This is a genomic window from Stenotrophomonas pictorum JCM 9942, from assembly GCF_001431585.1.
Classification (GTDB): Bacteria; Pseudomonadota; Gammaproteobacteria; order Xanthomonadales; family Xanthomonadaceae; genus Stenotrophomonas; species Stenotrophomonas pictorum.
On sequence record NZ_LLXS01000005.1, the window covers coordinates 109,963 to 125,596 of the forward strand.

Below are 15,634 nucleotides of genomic sequence, written 5' to 3' on the forward strand. Positions count from 1 at the left end.
GATACGCGAGGAACCTCGATAGGCTAATATTTGCTCGATCTAATTCATTTGCGCTTTGCGTTGACGCCGTTTGCGGACTTTGGCGGTTCACTGGTAGCCCTGCTTCCAGGGGGCGGACACAGGATTGTGTCCTCCGGCAATTCCTTCCCTGAGTGGCATGGATATATCCAACAACGAAAAACCGGTGTCCGATCGCTTGCTGATCGGTGAATGTGTCGTGGTGCTGTCCTCGCGTGAGGTGCATGTGCCCGGCGCACGGCGGTTGCGCCGATTGACGCCCAAAAGTATCGGAGTGCTGCTGGTGCTGGTCCGCAAGGCCGGCCAGGTCGTCACGCGTGATGAGCTGTTCGCCGAGGTGTGGCCGGACACCATGCCGACCAACGATGTGCTCACCCAGGCGGTCACGCATTTGCGCAAGGCCTTCACTTCGGGCGAGAGCGGAATTGATGGCGCGGCGTATATCGAAACCATCGCCAAGACCGGTTACCGCTTGCTGGCACCGGTGTCGTGGGAGGGCCAGGGTTCTATTCCTGCGGGACGGTCGCCGTTAAGCGAAACGGCGCTGGTTCACGGCGCGCAAGCTGGCGCAACGCATGCGGCCGATGTGCCCAGGCGCTCGATACGCCGGCGGCTGCGACGCCAGGTGTTGATTGCTGTCGGCCTTGCGCTGCTGGCCAGTACGGTGGTGATGTTCTGGTTGTTGTGGACCGCGCCGGCGGTTGCCGATCCGGATGTGGTCAATACCCGTGGTACCCGTGTGGTGGGTAGTCCGGAGCGCCCCTACCGGCTCATCACCTCTACCGCAGCCTTCGAGACCAGTCCGGCCCTGTCGCCCGACGGTTCGCTGGTGGTGTTCGCCAAGGAGGAGGAGGGGCTTTCCAGTCTGTGGATACAGAGCACGGGCAATACCGCCGCCGCGCCGCTTGTCGCGCCACCTGCGCAGGCTTCCGACCGCTTTCCGGCATGGTCGCCGGATGGGCGCGAGATCGCATTCGCGCGATTCCATCCGGGGGACATGTGCGAGGTGTTGCTGGTGTCGGCGACAGGGGGCAGTGCGCGGCGGGTGGCGCGTTGTGATGGCACCGAGATGCTCAGCTTCGACTGGTCGCCCGACGGGCGCAGCCTGCTCTTCGGCTCGATGACAGGCAGCCAGGCCAGCCGGGGTATCCGGGTACTGGATCTGGTATCCGGCCGTTGGTCGTCGTTGCGCTATGAAACGGGCAATGACGATTTCGACTACGCGCCGCGTTACTCGCCCGATGGCAAGCGGATCGGTTTCGTGCGCAATCCGCAGGTGGGGGATCTGTGGGTGATGGATGCCGATGGTCGCAACGCCAGGCGTGTGACCGAGGATGCGGCGGAAATACGCGGCTGGAGCTGGCTCGGTGCGACCGAGTTGGTGTTCGGCCGACGTGTGGACAGCGAGTCCCGTCTGTATCGCCTGGATGTGACAACCGGCCTGCTGCGTGATCTGGGCGTGGATGACGCCGACAGCCCGTCGGTGTCGCGGCAGGGACGCAGCCTGGCGTTCAAGCGGGACCACCCCAGGTACGCGCTGTTCCGGTTTCCATTGGGAGAGCAAGGCGGCAAGCCGCAGCGGTTGTTCGCATCTTCGGGGCGGGACGGTCAGCCGATGGTGTCGCCAGACGGCAAACGCCTTGCATTCACCTCCAACCGCTCGGGCACGTTCGCGCTGTGGTGGGGAAGGCTGGATGATCCCGATTCGTTGCAGGTGATCGAAGGTTTCCGTCCGGAAGCGCGGCAGCCGATGGACTGGTCCGCCGATGGCCACAGCCTGCTGGTTGCCGGGCGTGACGGCGAGGGCATGCCCGGCATCTATGAGGTGACGCCCGAAGAGGGGCACTGGAAGAAATTGCCGGTGCCGGTGCATGAGCCGTTGCAGGCGATCTATGGATCACAACCGGGCAGCGTGCTGGTGCTCGAGCGCGACAACGATGACCGGATGCGGTTGACCCTGTTCGACCGCCGGCAGCAGCCATGGCGGCGCCTTGCCTCGATGGAGGGGGTGTCCCAGGTACGGCTGGACAGGGCAGGAGATCGTGTTCTGTTCACGCGGCTGGCGCACGCCGGCTTGTGGCAGGTGGGCCCGACGTTGGCCCAGAGCAGTATCAGGCTGCTCAGCACGGAGGCGCCTACGCGCTGGCGTTATCGCACGTGGGCGGTGACGGGCACCGGCAAGGTGCACTATCTGCATATCGCTCCGGACTGTGCCAGTCAGCTCACCGCCATTGAGCAGCCGGATCGCAGCCTGTGTCTGGACGCGCGACGCTACGGATCGCGCAACGGTTTGAGCATGGCACCCGATGGCAGCGCTGTTTATGTCGCTTTGGCCATCGCCGACGGCACCGATATCGGTCTGATGCCGGTAGCGGAGCGTGTGCCGTGGCCTTCGCTTGGTGCGGCCAAGTGGTTGCCCTGGTTGAAAAAACCGCTTTCGTGATTCTTTCGCAAGTGGCATCTGGAAATTTTCGGAGCAAACTCGCCGGAACTTCCTGACCTGGGGCGCCAGAGTTGGCAAAACCATCGGCCATTGACGGCAAATGATGGTGTGTCACATGCGGCAGGTATCCTGGGTCGATCGCGGCCAGTCGGTGTCATTCGAGAAGCAGGCTGAAGAGGGCGAGCGACCCAATTGTGTGGGAGTTGCCCGGCTGGGCAGTCTGCAGACCTCCGGAACGGTGTTCACGGTGTGGTTGCAGTTGCGTGGCAGCGCCTGGGTGGAGTCCAAGGAAGGCAAGTTCCGCCTGCGCCAGCGCGAGTGGATCGCGTTCGAGAAGGAGTCGCGGCCGTTGATCCAGGCCGGGCGCGACGGGATGTGTATCGGCGTGAGCCTCGACAGTGACGCGCTGCGCATGCTCGGAACGCTGGCCGACAGCAGCGTCTATACCGGCCGTGGCCGCATGACCCAGGCCGAGGCCCGGCTGGCACTGCGCCTGTGGCGCGAAGCGCAAGGGCCGGGTACCAGCATCCATCACCTGCGGCCGTTGCTGCTGCATATCGCCTCGCTGCAGCGGGAGATGTCCGGCGGCGTGCAGCGGTGCCCGGGACGGTCACGCATGCGCAAGCGGCAGGTGTTCGGGCGGATGCAGCGGGCGCGCATGTACCTGGAAGGCAACAGCCACCGGGTGGTGCGTATCGGTGAACTGGCCGAGCTGACCAACTTCTCCAGCTGGTACCTGTCCAAGACGTTCCAGAGCCTGTACGAGGAAAGTCCGCAGTCGTTGTCTGCACGCCTGCGTCTTGAACGTGCGGCCATGTTGCTGCGCGATACCGACATGATGATCGGTGAAGTGGCCGCTGCCAGTGGCTTTGACAATTGCTGCAGCTTTGCGCGGGCATTCCGCTCCAAGTACGGCACCTCGGCCACCCGCTATCGCGAGGCGATGGAAATGTTGCCGCCAGAATCGGCAAAGTTTCCGATTGGGTTGCGCAAATAAAACGATGCGACTCGAACGTAACGTTCAGGGGTGTTTAACGCACCACTAACGTAATCGGAGAGATTGATGAATTTTCGTACTCCCGCTGTGCGGTTGGGCTTGCTCCCGGCCGGCATTGCCATTGCGCTGACCCCGGCTTTTGCCTCGGCGCAGGACGCCGCTGCTGGCGCCACCACGCTGGACCGCCTGGAAGTCACCGGCTCGCGCATCCGCGGTGCCAACATGGAGACCCAGCAGCCGATCCTGACGCTGAGCCGTGAAAACCTGGAAAAGCAGGGCTTCACTTCGGTTGCCGATGTGCTGCAGAACATGACCTCGGCCGGCTCCCCGGCCATCTCGCGTTCGGAATCGCTGGCTTCGGGCGAGAATGTGGGTGGCTATTACATCGACATCCGCAATCTGGGCGCCAACCGCACCCTGGTACTGATGAACGGCAAGCGCCTGGGCGCCACCTCCGGCGGCTACCAGGATCTGAGCCAGATCCCGATGTCGGCCATCGAGCGCATTGAAGTCCTGAAGGACGGTGCCTCGGCCATCTACGGTTCGGACGCCATCGCCGGCGTGGTCAACGTGATCACCCGCAAGAACTTCGACGGCGCCGAAGCCAACGTCCATATCGGCCAGTACGGCGAAGGCGACGGTGACCTGGAGCAGTACTCCTTCACCATGGGCGCCACCGGCGAGCGTGGCAGCCTGACCCTGTCGGCCGAGTACAGCAAGCAGGATCCGGTGATGGCCAAGGATCGCTGGTACTCGCGTGATGGCAGCCTGGGTCCGAACTCGACCTCGGCTGACTGGAGTGCGCTGACCAACAAGGGCAGCTGGTTGGGCCCGTGCGGCCCGGGCGGCGCCGATGCATGGTGCACCCTGAACGAAGGCGGCAATCCGAACAACGTTGCGGACTACCATCCGATCACCCAGGATGAGTACACCAACGCCAATACCGAGATGAGCCTGCAGACCGGTATCGAGCGCAAGTCGGTCTACGTCAACGGCACCTACGACTTCACCGACAACATCTCGTTCAACGCGGACATCCTGTACAACGAGCGCAATACCGACCAGCAGATCGCCGGTTATCCGTACCAGTCGGCATCCAAGGCCATCAATACCCCGATGTCCGCCGACTCGGTGTTCAACCCGATCGGCGAGCAGATCGACTTCCGTCGTCGTCTTTCGGAAGTGCCGCGCACCACCGACAGCCAGCTCAAGACCCTGCGCTTCGCGCCGTCGGTCAGCGGCTTCTTCGATTTTGCCGGCAAGTCGTTTGACTGGAATGTCGGCGCGCTGTTCAACCGCAACGAGTCGGTCAAGAGCAACCACGGCGACATGAGCCTGATCGCTGCACGTCAGGCGCTGGGCCCGTCGTTCATCGACGCCAATGGCGTTGCCCGTTGTGGCACCGCCGCCAAGCCGATCGACGGCTGCCTGGCCTGGAATCCGCTGCTGCCGATCGGCGTGGCTGGCCCGGGCTCGCTGGCGGACAAGGATCTGCAGGAATTCCTGTTCCCGACCTTCACCACCACCGGTGTCTCCAAGACCACCGCGTTCACCGCTGACCTGGCCGGTTCGATCATGACCCTGCCGGCCGGCGACCTGGGCTTCGCCGTCGGTATCGAACACCGCGAAGAAGACGCACGCTACGTGCCGGATGCGTTCATGCAGTCGGGCCAGTACACCGGTCTGGCGCAGAGCACCACCAACGGCAAGTACGACCTGGACGAGGTCTACCTCGAGCTGAACATCCCGGTGCTGGCCGACATGGCCTTCGCCAAGGAACTGACCGTCAACGTTGCCGGCCGTTACTCGGATTACAGCAACTTCGGCGACACCGTGAACGGCAAGTTCGGCGTCACCTGGCGTCCGCTGGATGAACTGCTGGTCCGCGGCACCTACGCCGAGGGCTTCCGCGCGCCGTCGATCGACAACATGTACGGTGGTGTCGGTGCGAGCTTCGAGCGTTACACCGATCCGTGCTCGGTCGGCGTGGCTGGCAGTGTTGCCGGCAATGCCGCCTGCACCGCGGCTGGTGTGGCCCCGGACTACGTACAGCTGGGTCAGGGTTACGTGCCCTGCACCTCCTGGCCGTGCGCTACCCCGGACCAGTTCATTTCCGGTTCCAACCCGAACCTGAAGCCGGAAACCTCCACCAGCAAGACCGTGGGTCTGGTGTGGAGCCCGCGCTGGGTGCAGGGTCTGGACATCTCGCTTGACTGGTACAACTACCAGATCAAGGACATGATCATCTCCGACAGCGTCAACCGCATCCTGCGTGACTGCTATGTGCTGGGTAACGCCAGCCGTTGCGACGGTATCGTGCGCGCCGCCGATGGCCATATCAGCGACATGTTCTACGGCCTGGCCAACCTGGGTCAGATGGAAACCGAAGGCTACGACCTGGGTGTGAAGTACCGTCTGCCGGAACTGGCCATCGGCCAGATCTCGCTGGATTGGCAGACCACCTACACCGCCAAGTACGACGAAGTCGGCCAGAACAAGGATGGTGACAAGATCATCATCGGCAACGTCGGTTCGCCGGGTATCTTCCGCGTGCGCTCGAACCTGGGCGTGAACTGGGAGTACGGCGACTTCGGTGTGAACTACACCGCGCGTTACTTCTCGGGCATGAAGGAAGGCTGCATCACCACCGACGCTGGCTGGTGTGATCTGGCTGACCGTTATGCCAATGGCGAATGGGAGCCGCTGCGTACCACCGGTTCGAACACCTTCCACGACCTGCAGGTCAGCTACAAGGCGCCGTGGAATGCCACCGTTGCCATCGGTGCGAACAACCTGTTCAACCACCGTGGCGCGCTGCAGTACTCGGCGCCGAACAGCGCCTTCGCGTACTACGGCGGCTTCGACATCGGTCGCTTCCTGTACCTGAAGTACACCCAGAAGTTCTGATCCATCGGATTTCTGTGACGCAAGACCAAGGGGTGGGCCGCAAGGCCCACCCCTTTTCTATGGACCTGTCCCGGATGCAACAGCGCCTGCGTGCCACCTCCCGACCGGACTTGAACGGCTATCCCGGTGGCTGGAGGGGGCGCAGGCACATACAAAAAAGGCCGCCCAGGGGCGGCCGTTTCGCTGTGCTGCCGGACGGGGAGTCAGGCCTCGACGCTGAGTCCGGCCAGATCGGCCGCCAGCTCGCGCCAGCCTTCCAGCTTGGAAATCACGCCGGTGCGGGTCAGGTACTGCTCGTCGACCGCCGTGCCGCCGGCCAGTGCGGTGGCCACATGCACCGCACCGCTCACCCAGAAACTGCGCACGGTCGAGCGCTGGGGTTGAAGGTGGAAGGCGACGGCTTCGATGATCGGCATCGGCAGGCCCCACAGACCAAGCAGATAGGCGCCGGCTTCGGCATGGCCCGGGCGGTCGTCGCCGTCGGCCGGAGCCTCGCTGCGCTCGTTGCGTACACCGGGCAGCAGCAGGCCGATGTCGGCCAGCAGTGCGGCGGTGGCGCCCAGCTCGGCACTGGAGGCGGGCAGCATCTTTGCGGCCAGCCGTGAGGCCAGCAGCGCCCGGGACTGCAGGGCGTTGCGTTCGGCGGCTGAAATGGCGGCCAGCGAGAAAACCTCACTGGCCAGCACCAGGTCGCGCAGCGTCGACAGCCCCAGCCGGGTCACCGCGCCACGCAGGTCGGAAATGGCGCGGCCATTGTTGAAGAAGGCCGAATTGGACAGCTGCAGCACCTTGGCGGCGATGGCCGGATCGGCCGCCACCAGCTTGGCGATCTCGCTGGCATCACTGTCTTCGTTCTCTTCCAGCGCCTGCATCAGGCTCAGGTAGAGATGGGGCGGGGAGGGCAGCTTCTCGATGCGGCCGATGGAAGTGCGCAGACGCGGGCTGTCGAGCAGTTCGCGCAGCTCTTCCAGGCTGGTGAGGGCCTCCAGCAACACTTCCGGCGCCAACGGCAATGGCAGAAAACGATGGGCCACGCCGATGATGCGGGCCGAGGGGGAGCGCTGGCTGCTGTCGGTGTCGATCAGCGCGATACGGATGGTTTCCGGGCGCAGCGTGCGGATCTGACCCAGTAAGGTCGCCGGGGTGAGATCGGCCAGCACCGGGGCCACGATGACGGCGTCCACGGCCGAGGTCGCCACTGCGGCGATGGCGGCATTGCCATCCGGGGCGGTCTGCAGCTGCCAATCCTCTCCAAGATCGCTGACGTACTCGAAAAGTTCGTTCGACAGACTGGCTTCATCGCCGACAAGCAGGATACGCAAGACACTTTCCCCAGAAAAATACAGTTACTTGGCCACAACGGAAACAGGCCGGGAAAACCGGCCTGTCAATGTAGCCGAACCCCGTAACAGGGTCATGCGCTACAGATATGAAACGTGATCACTGTCGCTGCAGGCGGCAGGATCAGCCTTGCTGTTCCTGCTGGGCCAGGAAGGTCTGGTGGGCTTCCACCAGGATCTTCTTGGCTTCGGCGGCGTCGCCCCAGCCTTCGATCTTGACCCACTTGCCCTTCTCCAGATCCTTGTAGTGCTCGAAGAAGTGACCGATGCGCTCCAGCCAGTGGCTGGAGACCTGTTGGATGTCTTCCACATGGGCATAGCCGTTGAAGATCTTGGCCACCGGCACGGCCAGGATTTTCTCATCGCTGCCGGCTTCATCACTCATTTTCAGCACGCCCACCGGACGGCAGCGCACGACCGAGCCCGGTACCAGCGGCAGCGGCAGCACCACCAGCACGTCGGCCGGGTCGCCGTCGCCACACAGGGTCTGCGGCACGAAACCGTAGTTGCAGGGGTAGCGCATCGGCGTGGAGAGGATGCGGTCAACGAAGATCGCGCCGCTTTCCTTGTCCATTTCGTACTTTACCGGCTCCGAATCCTTCGGAATCTCGACGATGACGTTGATTTCTTCCGGCGGGTTCTTGCCCGGCGAGACAAGTTTCAGGCTCATTGCGCTGACTCCGAATCGTGATGTTTGGGGAAAACGCCCATTCTACGCTGGCGCCTATTGCACTGCATCACGCCCGCCCCTGGAAACAGGACACCCCGCCGGAGCGGGGTGTCCTGTCCTTCATAAACAATGGCTTGCGGAGTCTCTACAGCAACGGCACCAGCAGCAGCGCGACGATGTTGATGATCTTGATCAAGGGGTTGATCGCCGGGCCGGCGGTGTCCTTGTACGGGTCGCCCACCGTATCGCCGGTCACCGCCGCCTTGTGGGCATCGCTGCCCTTGCCGCCGAAGTGGCCGTCCTCGATGTACTTCTTGGCGTTGTCCCAGGCACCGCCACCGGTGGTCATCGAGATCGCCACGAACAGGCCGGTGACGATGGTGCCGATCAGCAGACCGCCCAGGGCTTTCGGTCCCAGGAGCAGGCCGACCACCACCGGCACCGCCACCGGCAGCAGCGAGGGCACGATCATTTCCCGGATCGCCGAGCGGGTCAGCATGTCCACCGCGCGCGAGTAGTCCGGTTTGCCGGTGCCCTGCATGATGCCGGGGATGTCGCGGAACTGGTGGCGCACTTCCTCCACCACCGCGCCGGCGGCACGGCCGACCGCTTCCATCGCCATCGCCCCGAACAGGTAGGGGATCAGGCCGCCGATCAGCAGGCCGATGATCACGGTGTGGTCGGACAGGTCGAAGGCGAAGACCGTGCCCGGGTTGGCCAGCTGCAAGTTGTGCGTGTAATCGGCAAACAGCACCAGCGCGGCCAGCGCCGCCGAGCCGATCGCATAGCCCTTGGTCACCGCCTTGGTGGTGTTGCCGACCGCATCGAGCGGATCGGTGATCTCGCGGATTTCGGGCGGCAGTTCGGCCATCTCGGCGATACCGCCGGCGTTGTCGGTGATCGGGCCGTAAGCGTCCAGCGCCACGATCATGCCGGCCATCGACAGCATCGCGGTGGCGGCGATGGCGATGCCGTACAGGCCGCCATGCAGGTGGGAAAACCAGATTGCGGCGCACACGGCCACCACCGGCAGCGCGGTGGACTTCATCGACACCCCGAGCCCGGCGATGATGTTGGTGCCATGGCCGGTGGTCGAGGCCTGCGCCACGTGCTGCACCGGCTTGTACTGGGTGCCGGTGTAGTACTCGGTGATCCACACGATCAGGCCGGTGAGCGCCAGTCCGATCAGTGCGCAGATGTACAGATTCATCGCGCCATAGGGTGAATCGGCCATCAGCTGGGTGGTGACCGGCCAGAACGCGATCGCGGCCAGCACCGCCGAGACGATCACGCCTTTGTACAGCGCGCCCATGATCGAGCCGCCCGGCTTCACCTTGACGAAGAAGGCGCCGATGATCGAGGCGATGATCGACACCCCGCCCAGCACCAGCGGAAACAGGACCGCGTTGCGGCCGACCTCGGCCATCATCATGCCGCCCAGCAGCATGGTGGCGATCACCGTCACCGCATAGGTTTCGAACAGATCGGCGGCCATGCCGGCGCAATCGCCGACGTTGTCCCCCACATTGTCGGCGATCACCGCCGGGTTGCGCGGGTCGTCCTCGGGAATTCCGGCCTCGACCTTGCCGACCAGGTCCGCGCCCACATCCGCCCCCTTGGTGAAGATGCCGCCGCCCAGTCGCGCGAAGATCGAGATCAGCGAGCTGCCGAAGGCCAGCCCGACCAGCGCGTGCAGGTTGTCGGCCAGGCTCAGCCCCAACTTCTGCAACACCAGGTAGTAGCCGGCCACGCCCAGCAGGCCCAGCCCGACCACCAGCATGCCGGTGATCGCACCGCCGCGGAACGCCACATCCATCGCCGCGCGCAGGCCGTTGCGGGCGGCCTCGGCGGTGCGCACATTGGCCCGCACCGAGACGTTCATGCCGATGTAGCCGGCCGCGCCGGACAGCACCGCGCCGATCGCAAAACCAATCGCGGTGTACCAGCTGAGGAAGAAACCGACCAGCACGAACAGCACCACGCCGGCGATGGCGATGGTCAGGTACTGGCGGTTGAGATAGGCCCGCGCGCCTTCCTGGATGGCGGCGGCGATTTCCTGCATGCGGGTGTTGCCGGCAGGTTGGCGTAGGACCCATTGGGCCGAAATGATGCCGTAGACGATGGCGACCGCGGCGCAGACCAGCGAAAGCACAAGACCGTACTGTTCGAGCATGACCCCTCCAACAACGTTGATGGATGCCATCCAGCAGTGGATGAAGCGGGGACACGCCGGGCAGAACGAAGCACTGGAACAGACCGGGGCCGCAGGCGGCTGTGGTACGTGTCGCGGTGTTCAAACAATCCTGGAGCGGTCCGAGTATGACTGGCAGCTGTCTGCACCGCCAGCCGGCCCCGTCCTTGCCCTGGGGTTCAGCACCACGCTGGCAGCGTCGGCCCCTTGCCGATACGGAACCGACAATGATGAAAGCCGCCGCTGTCCTGATCCTGCTCACCGCGCTGCCGTTGCCGGTGCTTGCCGCCAGCGCCAAACCGGAGATCGAACGCCCCGCGGGAAGTGCGCAAGCCGATGGTGCGGTGCACACCGTGCGGCAGATTCCCGAGGCCTGCACCCGTATCGAAGGGCGTTTTACCGGAGACGCGGCCAGTCCCTATGACATGCAGCTGGTACGCACCAGTGCGCAATGCCAGCCGCGTGCGGTGTTTCTGGATTTCGCCAGGGTCACGCCCAGCGAAGCGGCCGGCTGGAAGCTCAATGAAGTCGTGCGTATTCCATCGGCCGCCTGCCGCTCACGACAGGCGCAGGTGGAGGTGTGGCGCAAGCCGGCTGGACAGCAGGTCGCGCTGGATGGTCAGGGCCAGAGCCGGGTCTATCTGGGCGATGCCAAGACGCAGGCCGCTGCCGGCAAGCTGGCAGCGCTGCCGGCGTACTCGGCCCGGTTGTCGGTGGAAGGCGCCGCCTGCACCCGTTGAACGCGTGAAAGGTGTCCGCCCGTTTCAACGGGCCGGACACTCGGGCCTCAGCGCTGGTCCACGGTGACCAGCATGGGTGAGGCGAAGATGGCCGCCGGCGAAATCACCGGTTCGTCCCGTGGGATGTTCGCGCCATAGCGCTCGCGCAGTTTGGCCCGCACGGTCGGTGCCTGCAGGTCGAAGCTGTCCAGCCGCGCCAGCGGTGCCAGGCGGATGCCGGTGGCATCGCGGTACAGCTTCCACACCAGTTCGGAGCAGTAGATGCGCTGGTCGGACCACTCGAAGGTCAGGTCGTAGGGTTTGCCGAGGTAGGGCGTGGCCGCGCGCTGCAGGCGTGCCTTGGCGTTGGCATCCAGCGGCGTTGCGGGCCGTTTGATCACATAGCGGCCTTGCCTGCCACGGTCGAGCCAGGCCTGCAGTGGCGTGTAGCGCACCGGTTGCACGGCTTCCAGCACGTGGGGGACACCGCCGCGCAGCAGCACGATGCCCATGTGGCTGTAGGGCGAATGCGTGGCGGCCTGCACCGCCACGCTCTGGCTGGAGGTCGAGGTGTGGAACACGATGTCGCCGTCCTGTGGCGTGTAAGCCGATGCCGGTAGCGTCCAGCACACCAGCAGCATCAGCAACGCCCAAAGGCCAACGCGCGGATACATCGTGCTCAGCCTTCCCACGCCGGCAGCTTCTTGGTCACCGCCACATTCTTCAGCGTCACGTACTTGGGCAAGCCGTCGCGCCCATATGGCAGGGGCGCCTCGCCGCGGATCAGCGGCTGCAGGTAGCGGCGGGCCTTCTCGGTGATGCCGAAACCGTCCTTGCGGATGAAGCCGGCCGGCATCTTCTTTTCGTGATTGGCGATCTTCGACAACGGCGCTGCTTCGATCTTCCAGTGGTAAGGTGCATCCGAGCTGCGCACGATCACCGGCATCACCGCGTTGTGTCCCTTCAGTGCGAACTGCACGGCTGCCTTGCCCACGGCCTGCGCCTGTTCCCAGTCGGTCTTGGACGCGACATGGCGGGCCGAGCGCTGCAGGTAGTCGGGCAGGGTCCAGTGCACCTTGTAGCCGAGTTCGGCCTTGACCTTGCCGGCCAGGTACGAGGCGACGCCGCCGAGCTGGGTGTGGCCGAACGAATCGGTGGCGCCCCCGGCATCGGCGACGAACTGGCCGTCGGCGGTCTGGATGCCCTCGCTGGCCACCACCACGCAGAAACCGACCTTGGCCACCACCTGCTTCACCTTGGCCAGGAACTTCGCCTCGTCATAGGCGCGCTCGGGCAGCAGGATGATCTGCGGCGCATCCTCGGCGTTCTCGCCGGCCAGTCCGGCGGCTGCGGCCAGCCAGCCGGCGTGGCGGCCCATCGCCTCGTAGATGAACACGCGGGTGGAGGTTTCGGCCATGGCGGCCACATCCAGCGCGGCCTCACGCACCGAGATGGCGGTGTACTTGGCGGCCGAGCCGAAGCCGGGGCAGGTGTCGGTCACCGCCAGGTCGTTGTCGATGGTCTTGGGCACGCCCACGCAGGTCAGCGGGTAGCCGTACTCCTTGGCCAGCTGCGAGACCTTCAGCGCGGTGTCGGCCGAATCGTTGCCGCCGTTGTAGAGGAACCAGCGCACGTCATGGGCCTTGAACACCTCCAGCAGGCGCTCGTATTTGGCCCGGTCCGCATCCAGCGATTTGAGCTTGTAGCGGCACGAGCCGAAGGCGCCGCCCGGCGTGTGGGCGAGCGCGGCAATACTGGCGGCCGACTCCTTCGAGGTGTCGATCAGTTCCTCGCGCAGCGCACCCAGGATGCCGTTCCGCGCGGCCAATACCTTGATTTTCTTAGACCTTGCTTCAGTGATGACGGCCGAGGCGGTCGCGTTGATGACGGCGGTCACGCCACCGGACTGGGCGTACAGCAGGGTGCCTTGGGACATGGGTAAAACTCTCCGGGCGGGGGACATTCCGGGACATTGGCCGGATGCGGTAAGCTGCGCATATTGCGGTGCAGCGTGAATCGGCCCCTGAGTCTAACGCCGCTGTCCGTCCCTGAAAGACATCATCCTCAAACATATGGGAGTCAGGAATGCGATTGGTTCTGTTGGGACCGCCCGGTTCGGGCAAGGGCACGCAGGCGACGAGCCTGAAGGAACAACTGCAGGTTCCGCACATCTCCACCGGTGATCTGCTGCGCGCCGAAGTGGCCGCCGGCACCGAACTGGGCAAGCAGGCCAAGGCGGTGATGGACGCCGGCAACCTGGTGTCCGACGACATCCTGCTGGGCATGCTCGAATCGCGCCTGTCGCAGGCCGACACCGCCAAGGGTTTCATCCTCGACGGTTACCCGCGCAACGTGGCCCAGGCCAACGCGCTGGGCGAACTGCTGGCCAAGCTGGGCCAGCCGCTGGATGCGATCGTGCAGCTGGATGTGCCGACCGAGCTGCTGGTCGAGCGCATCGCCGGCCGCGCCCAGGAGCAGGGCCGCGCCGATGACAACCCGGAATCGGTGCGCCAGCGTCTGCAGGTCTACAACGATTCGACCGCACCGGTGATCGATTTCTACGCCGCCAAGGGCACCCTGGCCCGCGTCGATGGCGTCGGTGCGCTGGACGAAGTGCTGGCCCGCATCCTGGCCGCGATCAAGCGCTGATCCGCTGGCGGCTGTGGCGGGCAACGGTCACGACCGCCCAGACGCAAACGCCCGGATCCAGTGTTGGATCCGGGCGTTTGCATTTGTAGAGGCCAGCAGATGGGCTTGCTCAGAGCCCCGCAGCATGAGCTCCCTGGGGATGGCCTCTTGGGGAGTAGGACCTGAGGGATACTGCGGCTGGCGTAGCGCATTCTGGGTCCGATTGGCTGAACGCGGTATCAGGTAATCCCCTACATACGGGTAGGTATTCCGGAAGGGCGGTACCCGGGCGTGAACGCATCGGCGACAATCGCCGGCATGAGCAAGATCCATATCCTCGGCATTGCCGGTACTTTCATGGGCGGTGTGGCCGCCTTGGCCCGCGAGCTCGGTCACCAGGTCGAAGGCAGCGACCAGGCGGTGTATCCGCCGATGTCCACCCAGCTGGAAACACTGGGGATCACGCTGTCGCAAGGCTATCTGCCCAGCAATATCAGCGCTGATTGCGATGAGGTGGTGGTCGGCAACGCGCTCTCGCGCGGCAATCCGGCGGTGGAGGCGGTGCTGGACGCCGGCCGGCGCTACACCTCCGGCGCGCAGTGGCTGTCCGAGCAGGTGCTGCCCGGGCGCGACACCCTGGCCGTGGCCGGGACCCACGGCAAGACCACCACCACCACGATCCTGGCCTACCTGCTGCAGGCCGCCGGCCGCGAGCCGGGGTTCCTGATCGGCGGCGTGGCCGAGGACTTCGGTGTCTCGGCGCGGATCGGGCAGGGCCGCGAATTCGTGGTCGAGGCCGATGAGTACGACACCGCGTTCTTCGACAAGCGCAGCAAGTTCGTCCATTACCGGCCACTGGTGGCGATCCTCAACAATCTGGAGTACGACCACGCCGACATCTTCCCGGATGTGGAAGCGATCGAGCGGCAGTTCCACCACCTGGTGCGCACGGTGCCGGCGCGCGGCCGGCTGATCGTCAATGGCGAGGACGCGCACCTGGAACGGGTGCTGGCGATGGGATGCTGGACGCCGGTGGAACGCTTCGGCTTCGCGCCGTCGCTGGAATGGAGTGCGCGACTGATCCACGACGATGGCAGTGCGTTCGCAGTACTGCATCGCGGGGTCGAGATCGCGACCGTGCAGTGGCCGTTGCTCGGCCGGCACAACGTGCTCAACGGCTTGGCCGCGCTGGCCGCCGCGCAGGCGGTGGGCGTGGATGTGGCGGCCGTGGCGCCGGCCCTGGCCCGCTTCCATAGCGTCAAGCGGCGGATGGAGGTCATCGGCACCGCCAATGACATCACCGTCTACGACGATTTCGCCCATCACCCCACCGCCATCCACACCACGCTGCAAGGCCTGCGGGCCAAGGTGGGTGAAGCGCGCATCGTGGTGGCGATGGAGCCGCGCAGCAATTCGATGCGGCTGGGTGCGCATTCCGATGCGCTGGCGCCGTCATTGGATATCGCCGATGCGGTGGTGTTCCTGGCGCGTCCGGAACTGCCGTGGGACGCGGTCAAGGTGATCGAGGCCGTGCGCGGCGATGCCCAGGCGGTGGCCGATACCGATGCGCTGCTGCAGCGTCTGGGTGAGCTCGCGCGCGGCGGTGACCATGTAGTGTTCATGTCCAATGGCGGCTTTGATGGCGCGCCGCGCCGCTTCCTCAAAAAGCTGCAGGGCGGCTGAGAATGCTGCCCGGACGATGGTCAGGCCCACGCCAGGGC

At 64.9% G+C, this 15,634-nt stretch carries 11 protein-coding genes; 6 read left to right on the top strand and 5 right to left on the bottom strand.

Features of this window, described 5'->3' with window-relative positions:
• Window positions 1-157 precede the first annotated feature (157 nt).
• From ARC78_RS01695 to ARC78_RS01705, 3 genes are all read left to right on the top strand, one after another.
• Window positions 158-2,461 (top strand): winged helix-turn-helix domain-containing protein, encoded by a 2,304-nt coding sequence (locus ARC78_RS01695; RefSeq protein WP_054658727.1) that lies wholly within the window; start codon window positions 158-160, stop codon window positions 2,459-2,461.
• 115 nt (window positions 2,462-2,576) lie between these two features.
• Window positions 2,577-3,458 (top strand): helix-turn-helix domain-containing protein, encoded by an 882-nt coding sequence (locus tag ARC78_RS01700; RefSeq protein ID WP_057505601.1) that lies wholly within the window; start codon window positions 2,577-2,579, stop codon window positions 3,456-3,458.
• 66 nt (window positions 3,459-3,524) lie between these two features.
• Complete coding sequence (locus tag ARC78_RS01705; protein ID WP_057505602.1) at window positions 3,525-6,365, top strand: TonB-dependent receptor; 2,841 nt, start codon at window positions 3,525-3,527, stop codon at window positions 6,363-6,365.
• A 203-nt stretch (window positions 6,366-6,568) separates the two neighbouring features.
• On the opposite strand, the gene ARC78_RS01710 is transcribed toward ARC78_RS01705, so the two are convergent.
• The 3 genes from ARC78_RS01710 to ARC78_RS01720 all read right to left on the bottom strand — a co-directional run bounded on the left by ARC78_RS01710 (window position 6,569) and on the right by ARC78_RS01720 (window position 10,548).
• Window positions 6,569-7,687: an HDOD domain-containing protein gene (locus ARC78_RS01710; RefSeq protein WP_057505603.1), complete on the bottom strand. Its 1,119-nt coding sequence runs from the start codon at window positions 7,685-7,687 to the stop codon at window positions 6,569-6,571.
• 142 nt (window positions 7,688-7,829) lie between these two features.
• Complete coding sequence (gene ppa / locus ARC78_RS01715; protein ID WP_054660091.1) at window positions 7,830-8,375, bottom strand: inorganic diphosphatase; 546 nt, start codon at window positions 8,373-8,375, stop codon at window positions 7,830-7,832.
• Window positions 8,376-8,520: 145 nt separating this feature from the next.
• Window positions 8,521-10,548: a sodium-translocating pyrophosphatase gene (locus ARC78_RS01720; RefSeq protein ID WP_057505604.1), complete on the bottom strand. Its 2,028-nt coding sequence runs from the start codon at window positions 10,546-10,548 to the stop codon at window positions 8,521-8,523.
• A 248-nt stretch (window positions 10,549-10,796) separates the two neighbouring features.
• On the opposite strand from ARC78_RS01720, the gene ARC78_RS01725 reads away from it, so the two are divergent.
• Entirely contained in the window at window positions 10,797-11,306 is a 510-nt protein-coding gene (locus tag ARC78_RS01725) for a hypothetical protein (RefSeq protein ID WP_425478335.1), read from the top strand.
• A 47-nt stretch (window positions 11,307-11,353) separates the two neighbouring features.
• Here ARC78_RS01725 and ARC78_RS01730 read toward each other — a convergent pair whose 3' ends face one another.
• Together ARC78_RS01730 and ARC78_RS01735 are read right to left on the bottom strand one after the other, a co-directional pair.
• A complete protein-coding gene (locus ARC78_RS01730; protein WP_054659111.1) occupies window positions 11,354-11,959 on the bottom strand; it encodes a YiiX family permuted papain-like enzyme in 606 nt (201 codons plus the stop codon).
• Between the two features lie 5 nt (window positions 11,960-11,964).
• Window positions 11,965-13,221 carry a 6-phosphofructokinase gene (locus tag ARC78_RS01735; protein ID WP_054659113.1) on the bottom strand — a complete coding sequence of 419 codons (1,257 nt, stop codon included), beginning with the start codon at window positions 13,219-13,221 and terminating at the stop codon, window positions 11,965-11,967.
• Between the two features lie 149 nt (window positions 13,222-13,370).
• Here ARC78_RS01735 and ARC78_RS01740 point away from each other — a divergent pair, with 149 nt between their 5' ends.
• Together ARC78_RS01740 and mpl are read left to right on the top strand one after the other, a co-directional pair.
• On the top strand, window positions 13,371-13,934 hold the full coding sequence (locus tag ARC78_RS01740) for an adenylate kinase (RefSeq protein WP_054659115.1): 564 nt from the start codon (window positions 13,371-13,373) through the stop codon (window positions 13,932-13,934).
• A gap of 288 nt (window positions 13,935-14,222) precedes the next feature.
• The gene (gene mpl, locus ARC78_RS01745) at window positions 14,223-15,596 is read left to right on the top strand and encodes a UDP-N-acetylmuramate:L-alanyl-gamma-D-glutamyl-meso-diaminopimelate ligase (RefSeq protein ID WP_241772620.1); all 1,374 of its coding nucleotides are present in this window, start codon (window positions 14,223-14,225) and stop codon (window positions 15,594-15,596) included.
• The last annotated feature ends 38 nt before the right edge of the window (window positions 15,597-15,634 follow it).